Genomic DNA, 21410 nt, shown 5'->3' with positions numbered 1-21410 from the left:
CATCTTACCATAGATTAAGAAATCATTACAAAGCTATTTTATAACCTAAAGTCGCCCAGACACCCGGCATAGGAACTGCTCCAGCCTGAATAAAGTTAACATCAAACAGGTTTGATCCATCAGCATAAATGCTGCTGTTCTTAAATTTGTAGCTCAGTCTTGCATCCATAATGGTATAATCTTTATAACTGATCCTTTCGTTATACCTGGCTGTAACAGTTAAAGTCATTACTTTCAGGAAATCTGCATTTACTGTTCCTGTAAGCTGGTTTCTTAAAGATTCTACGGCATAACGCGAAATATTTGCATCTGCCAGTGTCGTTTTAACCTTAGGATTAAGATGGGTATAAGCCACGCCGAATCGCAAACTGTTAAAAGTGGTACTCTGGAGTGCGCCGGTATTATAGTCTGCACTTAAGGTATAACCCATGGTATTCAATTCACTGAAGTTTTTAGGCTGCCATGGATCGGTTACCTGAGCCTTTACCCAGTCAATGAAATTAGTGATTCTGCGTTTAAACAGACTTGCATTCAGGACAAAGTGTGTAGAATTATATTTGATCCCTCCTTCAGCATAACGTGATTTTTCTGGTTGAAGCTGGTCATTACCAATATTGGTAGGCCCTTTATAATAAAGGTCAGTAAAGGTTGGTAACCGTTGTCCTGTCCCTACATTTACAAAAACCTTCCAGTTTCCATAAAAAGTATAACCTGCATCAATGCCCGGGAATGCCTGCCAGCCATAATCAGAATTATAGTTTACATAACTACCAGCATTGATGAGTAGATTTTTAACCAGATCAAACTTGTATTCTCCATAAATCCCAATGTTATCTCTATTTCTCTTACCCAGGTTAGTACTGTTGATCTTTTCCTTTCTGGCTTCAAGGCCTAATCCAAATTCACCAATACCAGTTTGGAAGGAGTTATTGAGTTCAGCACTTAAAACTTGTGTAACATGGTGATTATGGAATTTATCAGGTGTCTGTTTAATATAGAGATAGTCGTCTACATTATTTCTATAACTCAACCTGGGCATTAATGTCCAGAAAGAGGTCAGCTGTGTTTTGTAAGCAATTGCCGCCAATGCTGTTTTTACAGTTTCTTCCGAATCCTTGTCACCAGGAGCAGAATAATACCCGTTTGCACCAAAATTATTATGAACGTAACCACCTGTAATGTCCAGCTGATCTGTTTTGCCTACATTAACCTTTCCTTCATAAAAGAACTTCTGATTGTTAAATGCAGTATTGTAACGGTATCCATTTCCAGCTTCCTGCCCAACAGAAAAAAGATGTGACGATTCTTTAAGTGCAAGTGTACCTGTGGCGCGTACGCCATAATTTGCGTAGGTACCGCCAGTATCATTCTTTTTAAAACTGCTTCCTGTGAACACATTTGCAGAAACACCCGTTTTGGTCACTGATTTAGTCACAATATTAATTGCTCCGGTCAGTGCATTCGTACCATATATACGTGACGCCGATCCTCTCAGTACTTCAATATGGTCTATATCATCAACCGAAATCGGCAGGTTCATCATATTATGACCAGTCTGTGGATCGGATACTTTAACTCCATTGATCAACACCAGGGTCTGATCAAAAGTTCCACCATCGATACTGATATCAGCCTGCACTCCGCCCGGGCCACGCTGTCTGACATCCACACCTGTTACATAACTCAGCAATTCACTGATAGATCTGGATGGAAGGTTTTTGATTTGCTGATTATCTATAATCCAGATATTCCGGTTTTGTTTAGAGAATGGAAGTTTAAGTCTGTTTTCTCTGACCATCACTTCATTCAGATTATTGGTGGTATCACTTTGAGCTTCTGCATAACCCGCAGAAAGACATAATGCAACCAGAACGGGTATCATTTTCTTCATATTCGATTAAAATTGCTGCGAATATAGGAAATCCCGGAACACATCAGTTTAATGACCTTCGTTTTAACTAATTAGATGGTCTGATGAATTTCATGGAAAGTGCAGAACCTGTGCCTAATAACGCACCTGTGGCTACATCCGAAGGATAATGAACACCCAAATATAATCTGGAATAAGCCACTGAACCAGCCCATAAATAAGCTGGTGCAATCACATACCATTTGTGATAAACCTGTGCTAGTGCAGTTGCGGTAGTAAAAGATGAAGATGAGTGTCCCGAAGGAAAAGAAGTCTGACCAGGCTGATAGACAGCATTGATTTTGATCTGTCCTAAAAATGGCCTTGGGCGTTTAACGATTTTTTTAATAGCAAAGGTAAGTAATAGATTGACGGCGGAACTGCTGGCTACATAGAATGCATCCTGGCGTGTTCCTTTATCATTGCCGATTACCCCTGCCGCAAACATCCCGGCAGGAACAGCAGCATTGACCAGGTTATTATATTTAGACAGAAACATAAAGAAACCCGTTTGCCCGGGTGTCCTGTGCTCAGAAAGATCTATCAATATCCGGTCATCAATATGCTGAATAGGGTTTTGAGGTGATAAACCTGTCTGTGCAACTAACTTTAATGGTATTGCAGCACATAAAACCAGCTGCAATACCATTATATATTTCTTAAAGCCTTTACTCATATCAGGCTTCCGTCGTTTTTTTAGACCATGCCTGATCAAGGGCGCCTAAAAAAGTTTCTGGTTGCTGTGCACCTGACACGGCCAGTTTCTGATCAATGATAAAGAAAGGAACTCCGCTTATACCTATTTGCTGCGCAATTTGTTCATCTCCACGAACATCCATGCTAAAATCATCACCAGCTAACATTTGCGTTACTTCTGCTTCTTCCAGCCCAATCGATTTACCTATAGCAAGCAAAGTATCACGATCATCTATGTTTTTACCAGTTACAAAATGTGCAGCGAATAATTGCTCTTCAATTTCATTCCCCAGACCTTTAGTCTTCGCCAGCTGAATTAACCGGTGTGCATTAAATGAATTGGCGACAACTGTCTGATCAAAATTGAAATTCAGACCAACTTCGGCTGCTGCCCTGGTTACCTGTCCATGCATTTGCTCAGACCATTCTCTGCTTTGCCCCTTGGTCTGGGCCAGGTGATCGTAAGAACTTACTCCTGGTTTGGTTTCCGCATTGGGATCAAGCTCAAAGCTATGCCACTCCACTTCTACCTGATCTTTATGATCAAACTGTGCTAGTGCCAGTTCGAATTTTCTCTTCCCTATATAACAAAACGGACATCTTACATCCGACCAGATATCTACTTTCATTATTTTAATATTTTATACGTCTGCTTTAATTAATTTCAGCCCTTTTGTCCATCTGACCAACTCTTTCAACATGGCTAAAGCCGCTTTTTCAGAACGTTCATGTGGTACAAAAACATCATCCTCATTGATCAGTTCTGTGAAAAAAGAGAAATTGACGGCTTCATACAAAGGTACCATTTTAAAAGTACTGAGATCATTTTTCAACGAATTGGCAGCCCTGGTTCCAGCAGAAACCCCACCATAACTCACAATTCCGGCAGCTTTATAATTCCATTCTTTGTAAAGATATTCCAGTGCATTTCTTAAAGGCGAGGGATAACCAAAGTCGTATTCTCCTGTCACAAAGACAAAAGCATCTGCTTCATTAATTTTAGCACTCCATTTTTTTGTATGTTCATGCTCATACCGCTGCATGGCAGGATGATTCTGTTCATCCATTAAAGGCAGGTTCAGAACACCTAAGTCTATCAGTTCAACTTCAAAAGCACCGTATTTTCTCGCTATTTCTGTAATCCACTCTGCAATAAGGGGTCCTTTTCTACCTGGTCTTACTGTCGCACTAATAATCTTAAGCTTGTCCATAACTATTTATTTAAAGATTGTCTTAATGACTTAATTTAAAAATTGTGGTTTGCGCATAAGTTTCTCCCGGTCTTAAAATTGTAGTCGGAAACTCTGATACGTTTATCCCGTTTGGATAGTGTTGTGTTTCTACACAAAAAGCTTCAAAAGGCTTATATCCCTTATGATCTTTACTGTCTGCTGTGTTCAGATATTTGGAAGTGTAAAAATGAGCAACCGGTTCAGTGGTATAAACTTCTAATTTCAAGCCCGATGAAGCCTCTGTTGCTTCAGCAGCCAATCCCAGATGACCATAAGGTTTATCCAGTACATAACTCTGATCGTATCCTTCTTTCGGGTCCCAGTCCTGTCCTATTTTCTTGCCCCCAAGAAAATCATGAATAGTCCCTTCTACAGGAATCAACTTTCCTGTAACTACATAATTAGCATCCTGTTCCAGGTAGTTACTTGCTGGCATACGCAGATGATGATCACCTACATTTCCACCATTTTTATTTAAATTGAAATAACTGTGATGCGTTAGATTGATAGGCGTAGGTGCATCAGTAACTGCCTTATAATCCAGAATCAGTTCATCTTCATCAGATAGTTTAAAAGTAAGCTGAACGGTCAGATTACCAGGGAAACTCTCTTCACCGGCAGGGCTGATATATTGCAAAGTCAGACTTGGATCAATTGTAGGAAGAATATCCCATACTTTTTTATCAAAACCAGCTACTCCGCCATGCAGACTCTGTTCCATCTGATAATCTTTACCATCGATGCTATACTTTCCGTCTTTTATCCTATTTGAATATCGACCGACAATAACCCCGAGATAAGGATATTCTGCGAGATAATCTTCATTCAGGTAACCATCTATATCGTTAAATCCTAAAATCACATCCTGCTGTTCCCCATGCCCGTTCTTTACTATAAATTCACTGACTATAGCACCATAATTATATATTTTGACCTTGCTGCCCAGGCTATTGGTAAGCTCTACCGCGAAGATTTCTTTTCCATCAATAAATCGCCCGGTGCTAATTTGATTTTCTTTCATAAAACGTATATTAGTCGATATTTATAATAACAATACTACAAATAATACCCGCAAAATTTAAACTCCACAGTGATTTAATCATTTTATTTTTTTCGGGCCATACTATTGAACCACCTAACCAAAAACATTAATTAACGAATGAAATCTGAACTATCCATCAAATTCTTTGAGACCTATGGTCAACAACCAGCAGCTACTTATTTTACTCCCGGCCGTGTAAATCTGATCGGTGAACACATTGACTATAATGGTGGTTTAGTTTTACCCTGTGCAATCACTTTGGGCACATGGCTTTGTCTTGCCCCGAATAAAGATCAGGTCATCCGTTTTAAAAGCTTAAATTTTCCTGAAGAGGCTACCATTGAACTACAGGGGAAATACAAAAAAGATGGAACCGGATGGTATAATTATCCGCTGGGTGTTTTTAATGAGATACTGAAGGATTTTCCTATCCCCCATGGTTTTGACTTGTTGTTTGCAGGAAATATCCCTGTTGGATCTGGCCTCTCCTCTTCCGCTTCTATTGAGGTCATTACGGCCTATGCATTAACTGCCTATCTGACGCTGGATTATGACCGCCTGTCACTGGTAAAGCTGGCCAAGAAGGTTGAAAATGAGTTCATAGGTGTAAACAGTGGTATTATGGATCAGTTTGCAGTGGCTTTTGGAGAAAAAGACAAAGCAATAGTACTCAACTGTGATACACTAAAATATAAAATTGTAGACTGTGATCTTGGTGATCATGTACTGACAATTATCAATACCAACAAACCCAGATCGCTTGCCGAATCTAAATATAATGAAAGAGTAGCTGAATGCCAGGCTGCCCTGAAAGCACTCAACCAGGAAATAACATTGAACAATCTGTGTGAACTCAGTGCAGATAAATTTGCCCTGCACAGTCATTTGATTACCGATGAAACTATCTTAAAACGTGCTACTCATGTTATTAAAGAAAATGACCGGGTAAATCTGGCGGCAAAAGCATTAAATAATGGTGATCTGGAAGAATTCGGCCGGTTAATGTACGCTTCGCATCAATCACTTAAAGACTTATATGAGGTAACAGGAAAAGAACTGGATACTGTTGTCGACTTCTGCGCAGGGTATCCGGAAGTTACCGGAGCCCGGATGACTGGTGCTGGTTTTGGTGGCTGCGCCATTGCGATACTGAAGAAAAGTGCCATCGATGATTTCAATAAGAAGCTTACAGCATACTACACAGAACATATTGGTTATGCACCAGCTATATATATCAGTGAAATTGGAGATGGAGCTACGACAATTTAATTCTATTTTTGCAGCATGCAGAAATTAAAGACAACTGAATTAAACCGGGTAGGTATTGAGGAATTTAAAGAACAGGATAAACTGCCGGTCGTTGTAATACTGGATAATGTGCGCAGCATGAATAATGTGGGTTCTGCTTTCAGAACAGCAGATGGTTTTGCCATTGAGAAAATTATTCTTTGTGGAATCACTGCGCAACCACCACATCGTGAAATTGAGAAAACAGCCATAGGGGCCACACAATCTGTAGCCTGGGTACATTTTGAGGAAACGCTGGATGCTGTCAGAGCTTTAAGAAAAGATGGTTATGAAATCATTGCCATTGAACAAGCTGTAGACAGTATTATGCTGAATACTTTTAAACCTGATCAATCCAAAAAATACGCATTAATCTTTGGAAACGAAGTTAACGGCGTGAGTGATGAAGTGATGGCCGAAATTGATAAATGTATTGAAATACCTCAGTTTGGTACTAAACACTCTTTTAATATCGTAATCTCAGCAGGAATTGTCTTGTGGGATTTCTATGCGAAACTACGTTTATAAATAAAAAACCACCTCCATATTCTGGAGGTGGTAACTAATTGGTTAGAACTATTTGTTTGTTTTGTTTAAGCGTACGGAATACCGTCTTTAGTAGGAAGTTTACTTGAACCCATCAGATATTCATCTACTTTTCTGGCTGCTTCGCGACCTTCAGAGATCGCCCACACTACTAATGACTGCCCCCTTCTCATATCGCCGGCGGCAAAGATTTTAGCAATATTGGTTTGATATTTACCCTCTTCAGCTTTCACATTTCCTCTGTTATCCAACTCAATTCCTAATTTCTCTATCAATCCTTCTTTTTGCGGGTGCATAAAACCCATCGCCAGCAAAACCAACTGACAAGGAAGCTCTCTTACTGTACCTTCAATTTCCTTGAAATTTACAGGACGCCCTGCTGCATCAATTTCCCATTCTACATCTACAATCTGCAATGCTTTTAAAACATTGTTTTCATCGGCAATAAATGCCTTGGTATTGACTCCCCATGCTCTACTGCAACCTTCTTCATGTGAACTGGTTACCTTCAGCAACATAGGATAAGTAGGCCAGGGCATATTGGCTGTACGATGTTGTGAAGGCATCGGCATAATCTCAAACTGGGTTACAGATTTTGCACCCTGACGGTTTGAGGTACCAATACAATCTGATCCTGTATCACCCCCACCAATCACGATAACATCTTTTCCTGTTGCCAGGATATCTGCCTGATCTATGCTGAAATTACGAACTCTTTTATTCTGCTGTTTCAGGAAATCCATCGCAAAATGGACACCTTTAGCCGATCTGCCGGTGATATTCAGGTCGCGCGGTATCGTAGATCCTCCTGCCAGAACAATTGACTGGTACTCTCTTAAAAGGGTATTGAGTTCTACATTAACCCCAACATTGGCATTACATTTAAATTCAATTCCTTCTTTTTCCATCAGGCTGATCCTTCTGGCCAGGATATCTTTCTGCAATTTAAAATCAGGAATACCATAATTTAACAGACCTCCCGGGGTGTCATCACGTTCGTAAACAACTACCTCATGTCCTGCTTTATTTAATTGTGCCGCTGCTGCTAAACCCGCAGGTCCCGAACCAATCACAGCTACCTTTTTACCACTGCGGATCAATGGCGGCTCTGCTTTAATATATCCTTTAGAGAATGCTATCTCAATAATATGTTTTTCAATTTCTTCAATAGAGACAGGAGACTTATTGATTCCCAATACACAAGCCGATTCACAAGGAGCAGGACAAATCCTACCTGTAAATTCAGGAAAATTATTGGTACTCAATAAAATATTAGCTGCTATCTCCCATTCTGCTTTATATACAGCTTCGTTGAATTCAGGAATCACATTACCCAGGGGACAGCCTGACTGGCAGAAAGGCACACCGCAATCCATACAACGTGCAGCTTCCTGTTTGACCTGGTCCTGTTCAAATGCGACTACAAATTCGTCGTAGTGTTTTAAACGCTCCTTAGCATCTTGTTTTACAGGAGCAGTTCTTTCATACTCTAAAAATCCGGTTACTTTTCCCATAATTATGATGTTTTAACTTTAGAACTTCTTTTTAATAAAACTGCTTTATATTCTTTAGGGAACACCTTGATAAAATGAGCCGATTGTGTTGTCCAATCACTTAATATGAATTCTGCTAATTTGCTTTTTGTCAATTGTATATGTTTTTTCAACAGACTATTAATACGCAATTCATCTTCTTCATTTAAAGGATCAAGATCTACCATTTCCTTATTGCATTTATTAGGAAAATCGCCGTTCACATCATAAATCCAGGCAACACCCCCGCTCATCCCAGCAGCAAAATTACTACCTGTATTTCCAAGGATAAGCACTTCACCACCAGTCATATACTCACAACCGTGATCTCCCAGACCTTCAACTACAGCTGTAGCTCCCGAATTTCTAACCGCAAAACGTTCTCCTGCCAGTCCTCTGACAAACAGTTCACCCGAAGTAGCACCATAAAGCGCTACGTTACCGATAATGATATTCTGTTCTGGTACGTAGGTTACTTCGCGGAAAGGATAAATAGATAAACGTGCTCCTGAGAGTCCTTTTCCTACATAGTCATTTCCTTCTCCTTCCAATTCCAGCGAGATTCCCCTTGCTGCAAAAGCACCAAAGCTCTGACCTGCCGAACCGTGGAATTTAAAGTTGATTGTATCAGCTGGTAAGCCTGTTCCTTTATAAATCTTGGATACCTCGTTCGACAACATCGTACCAATAGCACGGTCTGTATTTTTTACTTCAAACTCTTTGAAGACAGGTTCTTTATTTAATAAAGCAGGCTGAGCTGTAGCAATTAATTCATGATCTAAGACATGATCAATTCCATGATCTTGTTTTTCGGTATTGTAAAGGCTTAATCCATTGTCTGGGGCCTTAAATAAGATTGCAGAAAGATCCAGGTTTTTCAGTTTCCAGTCGGCATCGTCAATGGCACGCATACTCAAGGCATCTGCCTGACCTACCATTTCTTCTACTGTTCTGAAACCTAATTCGGCCATAGTCTCACGAAGCTCTTCGGCAAGGAAATTGAAAAGGTTAACTACATGATCGGCTTCACCGGTGAACAATTTTCTTAATTCGGGATCTTGTGTCGCTACACCAACCGGACAAGTATTCAGATGACATTTTCTCATCATAATACAGCCTGAAGTAACCAGGGCAGCCGTAGCTACTCCCCATTCTTCAGCACCCAGTAATGCTGCAACAGCAATATCCCTACCTGTCTTTAACTGTCCATCAGTTTGCAGGACTACCCTGCTACGCAGACGGTTTTTCACTAAGGTCTGGTGAGCTTCTGCTAAACCTAATTCCCATGGTAAACCCGCATGCTGAATAGAAGTCAGCGGTGATGCACCAGTACCACCATCAAATCCGGAAACCAGGATTACATCAGCATGTGCTTTCGCTACACCTGCAGCAATGGTACCCACTCCTGCTTTAGAAACCAGCTTCACATTAATTCTTGCTGCCCTGTTTGCATTCTTCAAATCAAAGATCAACTGCGCAAGATCTTCAATAGAGTAAATATCATGATGCGGAGGAGGAGAAATCAAACCAACTCCAGGTGTCGCATGACGGACTTTTGCAATCCAGTCATCCACTTTGTGTCCCGGAAGCTGTCCTCCTTCACCTGGTTTTGCCCCCTGAGCCATTTTGATCTGAAGCTCATCTGCATTGGTCAGATAGTTACTGGTCACTCCAAAACGGGCAGAAGCAATCTGTTTGATGGACGAACGCATAGAATCTCCGTTAGGCATCAGTTCGTATCTCAGTTCATCTTCACCACCTTCTCCTGTATTACTTTTTCCACCAATACGGTTCATCGCAATAGCTAAAGTAGAATGGGCTTCGTGCGAAATTGAGCCGAAAGACATCGCACCTGTTGCAAACCTTTTTAATATGGCTTCAACAGGCTCAACTTCCTGTAAAGGAACAGCCGGACGGTTATAATTGAATTCAAATAAACCACGTATAGTATAAGCCTGTTTAGTCTGCTCATTAATGAGTTTACTATACTGCTTATAAATGTTATAATCATTTCTGCGGGTAGCATTCTGTAATAAATGGATCGACTGCGGATTGAACAAATGCTGCTCTCCTTTTCTTCTCCATTTGTAATTACCACCAGTAGGCAGCAACAAATCAGGTCGGGTCGATTTACCAAATACACGGCCATGTTTAATTAAAGCCTCTTTAGCAATTTCATCTAAACCTAATCCACCAATTCTTGACACAGCACCACTGAAGTAATTGTCAACAACGCTTTTATGGATTCCTAAAATTTCAAATATTTGTGCACCGTGATAAGATTGCAGTGTTGAAATACCCATTTTAGAGAATATTTTCAATAAGCCGCTGTTCACTGCATAGATATAATTTTGAATCAGTTTTTCTGCTTTAAGATCACTTTCTTTATCAAAACCAGTGATGGTTTCCAATGCTAGGTATGGATTAATCGCTGTTGCACCAAAGCCTATTAAACAGGCAAAATGATGAACTTCCCAAACATCTCCTGCTTCTACGACAATTCCTACCGCTCCCCTGTGCCCCTTACGGATCAGGTGGTGATGGACCGCAGATACTGCCATTAAAGATGGAATTGCAGCATGCTCCGAATCTAGTGCACGGTCAGATAAAACAATGACCTGGAAACCATCTTCTACAGCATCAACCGCATAACGACATAAACGCTCAAGTCCTTTAGCTAAGGAACCAGGTTTACCATCAGCTCTGAAATAGGTTTGAAGTGTTTTAGACTGGAATACACCGGTATCTATACTTCTTACTTTCTCTAATTCCAGATTGGTTAATATAGGGTGTTTAATACCTACACAATGGCATTGCATCGCATGCTCTTCTAAAAGATTGCCGTTATTTCCCATAAATCCGGCAAGGCTCATCACTACCTTTTCCCTGATCGGGTCAATAGGCGGGTTAGTCACCTGCGCGAACAACTGTTTAAAATAAGAAGAAAGATGCTGAGGTTTTTGTGATAAAACTGCTAATGGAATATCAGTACCCATTGATCCAATAGGTTCTTTCGCTTCCAGCGCCATCGGTTTTAAGATCAGATCAATATCCTCTCTGCTATAACCGAATACCTGATGATATTTGAAAATTGATTCTTGGGATAATCCTGTAAATACAACTCTTGGATCAGAAAGTTCTTCCAGACGAATCTGATATTGGTTCAGCCAGTCAGCGTAAGGACGGCTGCTACATACTTTGGTCTTGATTTCTACATCACTGATAATCCTTCCCTGCTCCATGTCTACCACGAACATTTTTCCTGGCGTTAATCTTCCCTTTTCAATAATCTGGCTCTGATCTAAAGCCAGACATCCTGATTCGGAAGCCATGATCACACGGTCATCTTTTGTAATGGCATATCTGGACGGCCTTAATCCATTTCTGTCCAGGGTGGCACCAATCAGGTTACCATCGGTAAATGCAATAGCTGCCGGTCCGTCCCAGGGCTCCATCAATGTAGCATGAAACTTATAGAAAGCCTGTTTAAGCTCATCCATGTCATCATTACCATCCCAGGCCTCTGGTATCAGCATCATTAAAACATGTGGCAGAGAACGACCCGCATGCAGCAATAATTCGATAATATTGTCCAGACACCCAGAGTCAGATTGCGTTTCATCAATAACTGGCAGCAGGATGTTTAATTCTTCAGCAGTAAAATAACTTGAGGCAAATGATTTCACACTGGCACGGAACCAGTTTAAATTACCTTGTAAAGTATTAATCTCGCCATTGTGCGCGATATAACGGAATGGCTGTGCGAGTCTCCATGAAGGAAATGTATTGGTTGCAAACCTCGAGTGAATCAGCCCGAAAGCAGACACTACTCTTTTATCACTCAGTTCAGTGAAATAAGTACGCACCTGCATGGAGGTCAGCTGACCTTTGTAAACTATAGTACGAGAAGAAAAAGAAGCGATATAAAAATCGGTCTTAATTCCGTTAACTGTATTCAGAATAGTTTTAGTCAGGTAATTTTTGAATACATATAGTTTACGTTCAAAGTCAGCACCGGCAGCGATCTGGTCAGGTCTCGCTACAAATACTTGCTCCATTTCGGGCTCTACTGAGAGTGCCATATCTCCAATCCCATCTGGATTGGTGTTTACTTTCCGGAAACCTAAAATTTCCAGGTTCAGCTTTTCTGCTGCACGATAAATCACTTCACGGCATTCTTCACGCGTTCTGACATCTTTAGGCAGAAATAACATCCCTACACCATAGTCACCAGACTGATTTAAGCTGAATCCAATCCTGAGGCACTCGTCATATAAAAACTCGTGTGGGATCTGTATCATAATCCCGGCACCATCGCCGGTATTAATCTCAGCACCGCAGGCACCCCTGTGGTCTAGATTCTCTAATATCGTAATGGCATCAGAAATTATTTGCTGAGACTTCCGTCCTTTGACGTGAGCAACAAAACCAATACCGCAAGCATCATGTTCAAAGCCCGAATTATATAGGCCCTGACTATCTTCAATTTGTTCCATATCTTAATGTATTAGAGACACTAAGATAATAAATTTGTTGTCTAATTACCATTTTGCTATTTTTTTTACGAAAAATAAATAACAGAATAATAAGAAGGCCTATTTTTTACAAACACAGCAATAAATACATGTAATTATTACGAATTACATAATGACGTTATTTAGAATAATTTTGCATTAGCAACCCATTTATCTGCCTTTTAAAAGAATTTTCACAAAAAAAATCCTTTTTCATCCAATTTTCGGCGGATAAAAAGCATACAAAATGTGCCATTCGGTCAATATTTCGAGGATATTACCCTAAATATACAGATAAAATTAATTTTTATTCAAATACAATGCGCTAAATCTCAATCCATTATCATTAAATCCGCAAAAAACTGCAAATATTTCTTGTTTTCGTTTTTGTAGACTGAACTCTTTTGCTACATTTGCAGTGGGCAAGTCCTTTACGATCAGCTCCCTTTGAACTCCCCCAGGGCGGGAACGAAGCAAGGGTAGGAGGTTGTAGCGGTGCGATAAAGGTTGCTTGCCCATTTTTTACTTTTCATAGATTGACTATGCTTTCAATGCACAATCTTCTGGCTAAAGCATACGCTAAATTTATCCATAGTTTATTTTTCCTTAAATCATATAATCATGAAATTTTTCATTGACACAGCTAATCTTGAGCAAATCAAAGAAGCGCAGGATCTTGGTGTATTAGATGGTGTAACGACCAATCCGAGCCTTATGGCTAAAGAAGGTATCTCAGGCGATCAGAAAGTAATCGATCATTACAAAGCAATTTGTGCTATCGTTGACGGAGATGTAAGTGCTGAAGTAATCTCTACCGATTTTGAAAATATTATTAAAGAAGGTGAAGCATTGGCGAAACTTGATCCAAAGATCGTAGTTAAAGTTCCAATGATTAAGGACGGTGTTAAAGCCATCAAATATTTCTCTTCTAAAGGAATCAGAACTAACTGTACATTGATATTCTCTGCCGGACAGGCATTATTAGCTGCTAAAGCCGGAGCAACTTACGTTTCTCCTTTCCTTGGCCGTTTAGATGATATAGGTAGCGAAGGTTTGCAACTGGTTGAAGATATCCGTTTGATTTTTGATAACTATGGATATGCAACTGAAATTTTAGCAGCATCTATCCGCGGACCATTACATATTATCGAATGTGCTAAATTAGGCGCTGATGTAATGACAGGTCCTTTATCTGCTATCTTAGGTTTATTAAAACACCCATTAACTGATAGTGGACTGGCAACATTCCTTGCTGATCATAAAAAAGCAGCTGAAGCTCAGAAATAAGCACAGCTTTATAGTATAAACAAAAGAGTCCCGGTCGTATGGCCGGGACTCTTTTGTTTTATTTCGGTTTTGATCTTTAATTTCCTGCCAGAACAGCTTTGACTTTATCATAGTCTATCTGCTCATCAGGTGTAATCAGTATCCCCTTCACTCCTGCTCCGTTAGCAGCTTCTACATCTCTTGGTTTATCGCCAATCATCACAGATAAAGCAGGATCTATATTATATTCGGCAATTGCTTCGAGCAGCATACCAGATTTTGGTTTACGGCAATCACATTCTCCTGATACTGTCGGATGGTGCGGACAATAGTAGGCATGGATAATCTCAGCGCCATGTTCTTCGAATTTATTGAAAAGGATCTCATGCATTTCTGCAAGGGTATCTTCTGTATATCTTTGCAGGGCAATTCCTCCCTGATTAGTAATTACTACCAAAAGGTAACCTTCATCAAAGAATTTCTTTAAAGGTGGAATCTGGTATTCCAGCACTTCAAAATCTTCCAATCGGCAGATGTAATCATAAATCTCATGATTAAGGACCCCATCACGGTCTAAAAAAATTGCTTTATTCATTATTTTTGATTTGCTGTCAAAGATCAAAATATAAACGAAAAAACCACGATGATTCCTGGGATTTATAAAAACAACAGCAAGCTCTTTATAAAGTATTTACAAGCGGGATTTCACCATATTTCTTCAGGTAATAAAACCCGGTCTTTGCCGAATCACAAAGATCGTCTACCTGAGCATCAGGGTTTTCAGTGATTAGTTTCTCGCAGAATGTTATGTATTTATTCATAACTGTCCTTGATTCATTGTCTTTATTGGTGTTATAGGCTCCTAACCCGCTACTAAATACGATATCGTATTTTTCTCTGTTAAATATGTCCATAATCAAATATAACCAATGCTGAATGGCAAAACAAATTAAATTAATTATTTGTCACTCAAATAGATACACTGCAATAAAAAACTAAATCTAAATCACATTATTTTCCCCCTCTATAAATTATTCATTCTTTTTATAATTTATTTCAACAACCGTTTAAACCATTGGAAATTCTCATAGTCATACTACTCAATAACGGCAACCAGTTTAACAAACCGGAAAAGCCCACAGACAAGAACAGCAACAACACACCCAATAGCAGACGCCCGGCAGAATATCGCCGGGTTTCTCATTTCTGGCTCATCCTCAATTTTTGCCGCTTCAGCCAGTTCTTCACCAGAACCTCCTCCTATTTAGGCGATCTTTGCGGTCAATGGAAACTTCTAAAACAATAAAACTGGCCATACCACTTATTATTGGTGAACTTTCTCAGATCGTATTACATATTATAGATATGGCCATGGTTGGCAGTCTCAGCTACAAACACCTCGCTGCTGCATCCTTAGTAATGAATGTCATCAATATCCCTTTCATTATGGGAATTGGGATAGCTATGTCTATTGCTCAGACAGTGTCAATGGCTAATGGAAGTCATGATGGCAAAAAAATTTCCCATTATTTATTCAATGGATTAATCCTCTGTTTAATTACCAGTATAATTATCTGTATAGGATTAGAATTGGGGACCGGTGTGTTGCACCATCTGGGGCAGGACAAGGAAGTGGTTGAACTGGCTATTCCTTTTATGCGTATCATGAGTTATTCGACTATACCTATGCTATTGTTTATCGCTTTGCAGCAGTTTACTGATGGTCTGGAAAAAACGCGTACGGCAATGCTTATTTCATTAATAGCTTTACCGATCAATATTTTTTTTAACTGGCTGCTTATCTTAGGAAACCTGGATTTTCCAAGAATGGAGTTACTCGGCGCAGCATGGGGGACTTTGATGACGCGTGTTATTATTTTTGTCCTGATGGGCGCGACTATATTGATTAGCCCATTTTACAAGCGGTTCATAGCTGTATGGAAAAAGCAATGGGTAATCAAGTGGGAAACTATCCGTGAGTTATTGGGCTTGGGTATTCCAAGCGGTCTTCAGATCGGTATGGAATTCGGCGCATTTGCTGTTTCAGGTATTTTAATCGGGACTATTGGCGCAAAGGAACTTGCAGCTCATCAGATTGCATTAAGTTGTGTTGCTTTTACATTTATATTCTTCACTGGCCTGGCAGAAGCCGGTTCTATCCGGATTAGTAACGCCTATGGCGGGATGGACTGGAAGAAAGGTTATATTATTGGCAATGGAACTGTACTGACCGCATTAATATTCGGAGGATTCTGTGCACTTGTTCTATTCATGATCAGGAACATTATTCCATTTGCCTTCACGGCAGATCAGCAGGTGGTTGCCATGGCTGGCCCGTTAATTCTGTACGCAGCTGTTTTCCAGATTCCGGATGCACTACAGACGATTACTGCTGGATTATTAAGGGGAATAAAAGATGTGAATATTCCAACCGGACTAATCGCTATTGCCTATTGGGTGATTGGTCTGCCTAGTGGATACTATCTGGCTTTTCATTTAAACCTTGGCCCAATTGGGATATGGACAGGCTTTTTAATTGGTCTGAGCATTTCATCGGCTTTGCTCCTGTTCAGGTTTAAGAAAAAGATGGGTAATCAACACATTACAGTTTAAATAAGAGTAAATTAGTAAAAACGAATTCTTATGAAAACCATCAGCATTAAACACATCACCGATCTGCACAGTGATTCTTTAAGAGGACTTGATTTTTATGCTCAGGAACTGGATATCTTACAGGGCCGCCTGCAGGAAATTCTTGCGGACAATACCGGCGAAGAAGTTGCCGAACAGGTCGAACATTTTCAAAACCAGTTTATTATTCAGCGACACGCCATTGAAGAGCTGAGAGGTGAAATACTTGAAAACAACAGCATGATTACTGAACAGGTTATGGAATCTGGTGGGGTAGAAAAGAAAACAATAGCAGAGAATAATAATCTGCATGGCGACTACCTTACCGAAGAGAAGATAATCAATGATTTAAGACATGAGTTTTATCGCTTTGCGTCTAAATGGATGTAAGGTTCAATTTCATAAAAGGAAAATTAAAATTCTGCCTGCGGTGGTTTTAAAGCAGTTTTTCTAAGCTTTATCTTGTTTGATGGACAAAAAAAGATATCTTTAAACCATATTTTTTTATAATGATTAAAGAAGAGTTTAAGCCTTTCATACCCGCTGAAAGCAATATTGCAGAATTTACTATTAAGTCCATTTTACTGGGCTGTATAGCAGGAATTATATTTGGAGCAGCAACAGTTTATCTTGCGCTAAAAGCCGGACTAACTGTCTCAGCTTCAATTCCGATTGCCGTTCTGGCCATTACACTGGGTAAAAAGTTTTTTAAGACAACTATCCTGGAGAATAACATTATTCAGACTACGGGTTCGGCCGGAGAGTCGATCGCTGCCGGTGTGGTATTTACATTGCCAGGATTTTTATTCTTAAGCAGTGACATGGGTGGTCAAAGTTCGGGAGAAGCATTTTTCAATTACATGACGATCCTTATTCTGGCCATTCTGGGTGGAGTACTGGGAACGATGATGATGATCCCGTTAAGAAGATCTCTGATCGTTAAAGAGCATGAGACACTTCCCTATCCTGAAGGAACGGCTTGTGCAGCAGTATTAAAAGCTGGAGAAAGAGGTGGAACATTTGCGCGTACGGCCTTCTGGGGTCTGGGTTTTGCCATGATCTATGCCATGATGCAAAAGGTTTTCCATGTGATTTCTGAAGCACCAACCTGGGTAACGACACAAGCTAATAAATTTCTTCCTTCTGCACAGGTAAGTGGTGAAATCACGCCTGAATATATGGGTGTAGGTTATATTATCGGACCAAAAATAGCCGGTGTACTTGTAGCAGGTGGTGTTCTGGCGTGGCTGGGACTGATTCCTTTACTGGCTACGCTGATTGATCCGGCATTAGCTGCGCATCAATTGGTTAAACTGGGTTTGCTGGCTGATATTACTAAATCAGGTGGTTCTGGTGGATGGGATCCGGTAACGAAAACATTTGCCGATTACCCGCTGGCTATATACCAGGCTTATGTAAAACAAATTGGTGCCGGAGCAGTAGCAGCTGGTGGATTTATCACTTTGTTAAAGACTATTCCTACGATTATATCTTCTTTCAAAGACAGTCTTGGTTCTATTAAAGAAGGTAAATCGGTAGCTGATACTAAAAGAACTGAGCGTGATCTTTCGCTTAAAATAGTTGGTATCGGAAGTTTAGCCTTAATTATCCTGGTTGCCGTTTTACCTCAGATTCCAAGTAACGGGATTATGAGTAATTTACTGATCGGTGTACTGGTAGTTGTATTTGGTGCATTCTTCGTGACAGTTTCAAGCCGTATTGTAGGTTTGATCGGATCAAGTAATAACCCGATTTCGGGGATGACGATTGCGACTATTATGGGTACTTGTCTTGTTTTTATCGCTGTAGGATGGACTGGTAAGGTTTACGAACCAATGGCACTGGTTGTAGGTGGTATGATTTGTATTGCAGCGGCCAATGCGGGTGCAACTTCACAGGATTTAAAAACAGGTTATATTATTGGGGCAACACCAAGATATCAGCAGATTGCTTTGTTTATCGGTGTTATTGTTTCTTCTATTGTGATTGGTCTGACTGTCCGTATCCTGGACACTCCTACTCCTGAAATGCTTGCCCAGGGAATTAAACATGCGATCGGTACGGAGTTATATTCTGCGCCACAGGCTACTTTAATGGCTACCTTGATTAAAGGGATGCTTTCTTTTAACCTGGATTGGCAGTATGTACTGGTAGGTGTGTTTATTGCCATTACAATTGAGTTATGTGGTGTGAATGCATTATCTTTTGCTGTAGGGGCTTATTTGCCTTTATCTACTACGCTTCCAATTTTTGTTGGTGGTGCGATTAAAGGTGCAATAGACTGGAGAGACAGAAAGAAAGTAAAAACTCCTGAGGAAGAAGAACTGGGACCTGGAAATCTTTTTGCGACGGGACTTGTTGCTGGTGGTGCATTGGCAGGAGTCGTCGTTGCGGTATTGATGGTTATTCCGTCGGTCAGAACAAACCTAAGCAAGGTTAATGTAGAGCCTATCTTCACCCGCTGGTTTGGCGAAGGAGGTTATCAATTGCTGGGTGTTTTAATCTTCTTGTTTATGGGGTTTGTCCTTTATAACATCGGAAGAAAGAAAAGTGAAGCAGAAGATATTCTTAAATAGATAAATTTCAGGGAGGTTTTTTAACACAAAAACCTCCCCTATCATATTAATTTAACGTTTTTTTAACTTTAAATACAATTAATCAGGCTTAGAATCAGGCTACTATACGATAACCACATTTTTTATTTGCAGTATAAGCCTCCTAATCCTATATTTGCATCACTTTAAACGGAAACGCTTAGAGTATTGTTCTGAAAAGAATGATGATTCCGTAGCTCAGCTGGTAGAGCATTACACTTTTAATGTAGTGGTCCTGGGTTCGAATCCCAGCGGGATCACGAAAAGCCTCACTGAAATGTGAGGCTTTTTGCATTAAAAAATATTTTTGGTATTAGAATCGAACATCATCCGGATCAAGTCATAAACTTGTGAAAGAGGGATTAATCCGCAGGGTACACCATAACTTTTAAGCCCGGACATTGCACCACCATTCACGAATATATTATTTAAAGAATTACGAAAGGACACTCATATGTCCATCCTTTCAATTTGCTTTTATTGGTGGATTAGGCCATGCAAGGACAAATGGTAAAAAACTAAATTTGCTATAAGAACAATTTTAAATGGAACAAATAGAAATCAATAGACATTCTTTTGATGCACTTATAACTTTTTTTTTAGGTTTTTTCACCATAAATAAACAGGAAAGAAAGGAGTTAGAAAGTATTTTTGTGGAAAAAAAAATCAAAAGAAGAAAATATATTCTTCAACCAAACGAAATATGTAAAAATTTCACTTTTGTCATTTCAGGATGTTTTAAAATGCTCACAACTGATGAGGCAGGAAAAGAACATATATTAGATTTTGCAGCAGAAAATAACTGGATCTGCGACATGGCAAGCTTTTATAGCAAGACACCCTCAAAGGTATTCATACAAGCTATAGAACCATCTGTAATTATGCAGATCTCCTGGCATGACCTTATTCAATTGTATATTAAATATATGAAGTTCAATTCCACCTTCCGTATCATAGCCGAGAGAAAATCTATTGAACTACAGAATAGAATTTTACAAAACATCAGCCTCTCCAGTGAACAGCGGTATCTAAACTTCAGTTCCACATATCCACACCTGATTAATAGGCTTCCCAATACACAAATTGCGGCATATCTTGGTATTACTTCAGAGTTCCTAAGTAAAATCAGAAAAGAACTATTGTACAAAGGTTAATACCTAAAAGACGGTTTTCTTAAGATAGTTCATAGGTCAAATCAAAACAAGATACAGACCTTTGCTGTATAAAAATAGACAGCAAAATGAATATCAAAAAAGTAACTAAAGGAATTGTTTTGGGAGGAGGAGGACAAGTTGGGAGAGCATGGCTTGCCGGCCTTGTTTCACAGTTAATAGAAACAGGCGTTAAACTTCAGGATTCAGATGTGATTATTGGCACTTCAGCCGGATCGCAGATAGGTGCCCAGATTGCACTGGGAACACTGGACTTAAAGAACGCCCCCACACCACCTGAAAAATATGTTGATTTTAGCACCGTTACATCAGATGCCTTTACCAATTTATATACAATGTTGGCCGACGCAGCATTAGCTCCCAACCCTGTAAAAGTTTTAAAGGAAGTGGGTAAATGTGCTCTCAATGCAGATACTATGAGTGAAGACCAAGCTATGCACCGTTTAAGTTACTTGAATGGTTATAACTGGCCGGAAAATTTTAAAACTACCGCTGTAAGTGCTCTTACAGGTAAGTTTCATTTACTGGATAAAGACTCAGATATAACTTTAAAGTTAGCAGTTGCTTCAAGCTCAGCGTTGCCGGGTGTTTTTCCTCCTGTAAGCATAAATGGCGATCGTTATATGGATGGAGGAGTTAGAAGTATGATTAATGCAGATCTGGCTATTGGGAACGAATTGGTGCTTGTGGTGTCTTGTTTTTCGCTTGAGGTATCTTCGGCACATACAGCGCAAGATATCTTGAATAATAAAATACTTGAAGAGATTCAAACGCTTAAGGAAAATGGCTCAACTGTTAAACTTATTTCGCCAAATTCTGAATTTAAAAAGCTTACCAAAAACGGTACAGAAATGCTAAATCTATCGTTAATGCCAGATGCCTGGCATATTGGAAGAAATCAGGCGTTAGATGAAGGGAAAGATATTGATGTGAGATGGATGATGTAATTATGAAGAGCCAAATTATATTTCAAAAACAGGCATAGAATA

17 protein-coding genes, 1 tRNA gene and 1 other RNA gene are annotated in these 21410 nt (G+C 39.7%); 10 read left to right on the top strand and 9 right to left on the bottom strand.

Annotated elements, in window-relative coordinates; translation table 11 throughout:
• Nucleotides 1-25: 25 nt before the first annotated feature.
• From HDF25_RS24640 to HDF25_RS24620, 5 genes are all read right to left on the bottom strand, one after another.
• On the bottom strand, nucleotides 26-1891 hold the full coding sequence (locus tag HDF25_RS24640; RefSeq protein WP_184629077.1) for a TonB-dependent receptor plug domain-containing protein: 1866 nt from the start codon (nucleotides 1889-1891) through the stop codon (nucleotides 26-28).
• Nucleotides 1892-1958: 67 nt separating this feature from the next.
• Nucleotides 1959-2585, bottom strand: coding sequence for a phosphatase PAP2 family protein (locus tag HDF25_RS25960; RefSeq protein WP_317618249.1), 627 nt, complete (start codon nucleotides 2583-2585; stop codon nucleotides 1959-1961).
• Nucleotide 2586: 1 nt separating this feature from the next.
• On the bottom strand, nucleotides 2587-3234 hold the full coding sequence (locus HDF25_RS24630; RefSeq protein ID WP_184629076.1) for a DsbA family oxidoreductase: 648 nt from the start codon (nucleotides 3232-3234) through the stop codon (nucleotides 2587-2589).
• Nucleotides 3235-3246: 12 nt separating this feature from the next.
• On the bottom strand, nucleotides 3247-3816 hold the full coding sequence (locus HDF25_RS24625; protein WP_184629075.1) for an NADPH-dependent FMN reductase: 570 nt from the start codon (nucleotides 3814-3816) through the stop codon (nucleotides 3247-3249).
• 22 nt (nucleotides 3817-3838) lie between these two features.
• Nucleotides 3839-4858 (bottom strand): aldose epimerase family protein, encoded by a 1020-nt coding sequence (locus HDF25_RS24620; protein WP_184629074.1) that lies wholly within the window; start codon nucleotides 4856-4858, stop codon nucleotides 3839-3841.
• 138 nt (nucleotides 4859-4996) lie between these two features.
• Between HDF25_RS24620 and HDF25_RS24615 the strand changes: the two genes are divergently transcribed.
• Nucleotides 4997-6148 (top strand): galactokinase, encoded by a 1152-nt coding sequence (locus HDF25_RS24615; RefSeq protein ID WP_184629073.1) that lies wholly within the window; start codon nucleotides 4997-4999, stop codon nucleotides 6146-6148.
• Between the two features lie 15 nt (nucleotides 6149-6163).
• Nucleotides 6164-6694 (top strand): RNA methyltransferase, encoded by a 531-nt coding sequence (locus HDF25_RS24610; protein WP_184629072.1) that lies wholly within the window; start codon nucleotides 6164-6166, stop codon nucleotides 6692-6694.
• Between the two features lie 65 nt (nucleotides 6695-6759).
• On the opposite strand, the gene HDF25_RS24605 is transcribed toward HDF25_RS24610, so the two are convergent.
• Nucleotides 6760-8226, bottom strand: coding sequence for a glutamate synthase subunit beta (locus tag HDF25_RS24605; RefSeq protein ID WP_184629071.1), 1467 nt, complete (start codon nucleotides 8224-8226; stop codon nucleotides 6760-6762).
• A gap of 2 nt (nucleotides 8227-8228) precedes the next feature.
• Nucleotides 8229-12740: a glutamate synthase large subunit gene (gene gltB, locus HDF25_RS24600; RefSeq protein ID WP_184629070.1), complete on the bottom strand. Its 4512-nt coding sequence runs from the start codon at nucleotides 12738-12740 to the stop codon at nucleotides 8229-8231.
• Between the two features lie 438 nt (nucleotides 12741-13178).
• Here gltB and ffs point away from each other — a divergent pair.
• Both ffs and fsa read left to right on the top strand, forming a co-directional pair.
• An RNA gene (gene ffs, locus HDF25_RS24595) (signal recognition particle sRNA small type) lies at nucleotides 13179-13278 on the top strand.
• 101 nt (nucleotides 13279-13379) lie between these two features.
• Nucleotides 13380-14045: a fructose-6-phosphate aldolase gene (fsa, locus tag HDF25_RS24590; RefSeq protein ID WP_184629069.1), complete on the top strand. Its 666-nt coding sequence runs from the start codon at nucleotides 13380-13382 to the stop codon at nucleotides 14043-14045.
• 76 nt (nucleotides 14046-14121) lie between these two features.
• On the opposite strand, the gene HDF25_RS24585 is transcribed toward fsa, so the two are convergent.
• A complete protein-coding gene (locus HDF25_RS24585; RefSeq protein ID WP_184629068.1) occupies nucleotides 14122-14619 on the bottom strand; it encodes a D-glycero-alpha-D-manno-heptose-1,7-bisphosphate 7-phosphatase in 498 nt (165 codons plus the stop codon).
• 85 nt (nucleotides 14620-14704) lie between these two features.
• The gene (locus tag HDF25_RS24580; protein ID WP_184629067.1) at nucleotides 14705-14938 is read right to left on the bottom strand and encodes a hypothetical protein; all 234 of its coding nucleotides are present in this window, start codon (nucleotides 14936-14938) and stop codon (nucleotides 14705-14707) included.
• Between the two features lie 370 nt (nucleotides 14939-15308).
• Between HDF25_RS24580 and HDF25_RS24575 the strand changes: the two genes are divergently transcribed.
• The 6 genes from HDF25_RS24575 (at nucleotide 15309) to HDF25_RS24550 (ending at nucleotide 21368) form a co-directional block, all read left to right on the top strand.
• On the top strand, nucleotides 15309-16637 hold the full coding sequence (locus HDF25_RS24575) for an MATE family efflux transporter (protein WP_184629066.1): 1329 nt from the start codon (nucleotides 15309-15311) through the stop codon (nucleotides 16635-16637).
• A 30-nt stretch (nucleotides 16638-16667) separates the two neighbouring features.
• Nucleotides 16668-17045 carry a hypothetical protein gene (locus HDF25_RS24570; protein WP_184629065.1) on the top strand — a complete coding sequence of 126 codons (378 nt, stop codon included), beginning with the start codon at nucleotides 16668-16670 and terminating at the stop codon, nucleotides 17043-17045.
• 119 nt (nucleotides 17046-17164) lie between these two features.
• Nucleotides 17165-19231, top strand: a complete 2067-nt coding sequence (locus HDF25_RS24565; RefSeq protein ID WP_184629064.1) for an OPT family oligopeptide transporter — start codon at nucleotides 17165-17167, stop codon at nucleotides 19229-19231.
• Nucleotides 19232-19436: 205 nt separating this feature from the next.
• Nucleotides 19437-19509: transfer RNA gene (locus HDF25_RS24560), tRNA-Lys, on the top strand.
• A 285-nt stretch (nucleotides 19510-19794) separates the two neighbouring features.
• The gene (locus HDF25_RS24555) at nucleotides 19795-20403 is read left to right on the top strand and encodes a Crp/Fnr family transcriptional regulator (protein WP_184629063.1); all 609 of its coding nucleotides are present in this window, start codon (nucleotides 19795-19797) and stop codon (nucleotides 20401-20403) included.
• Between the two features lie 86 nt (nucleotides 20404-20489).
• Nucleotides 20490-21368, top strand: coding sequence for a patatin-like phospholipase family protein (locus tag HDF25_RS24550; protein WP_184629062.1), 879 nt, complete (start codon nucleotides 20490-20492; stop codon nucleotides 21366-21368).
• Nucleotides 21369-21410: the final 42 nt, after the last annotated feature.

The sequence above is a fragment of the Pedobacter cryoconitis genome (genome assembly GCF_014207135.1).
Taxonomy (GTDB): domain Bacteria; phylum Bacteroidota; class Bacteroidia; order Sphingobacteriales; family Sphingobacteriaceae; genus Pedobacter; species Pedobacter cryoconitis_D.
This window is presented reverse-complemented; position numbering and strand designations above follow the sequence as displayed.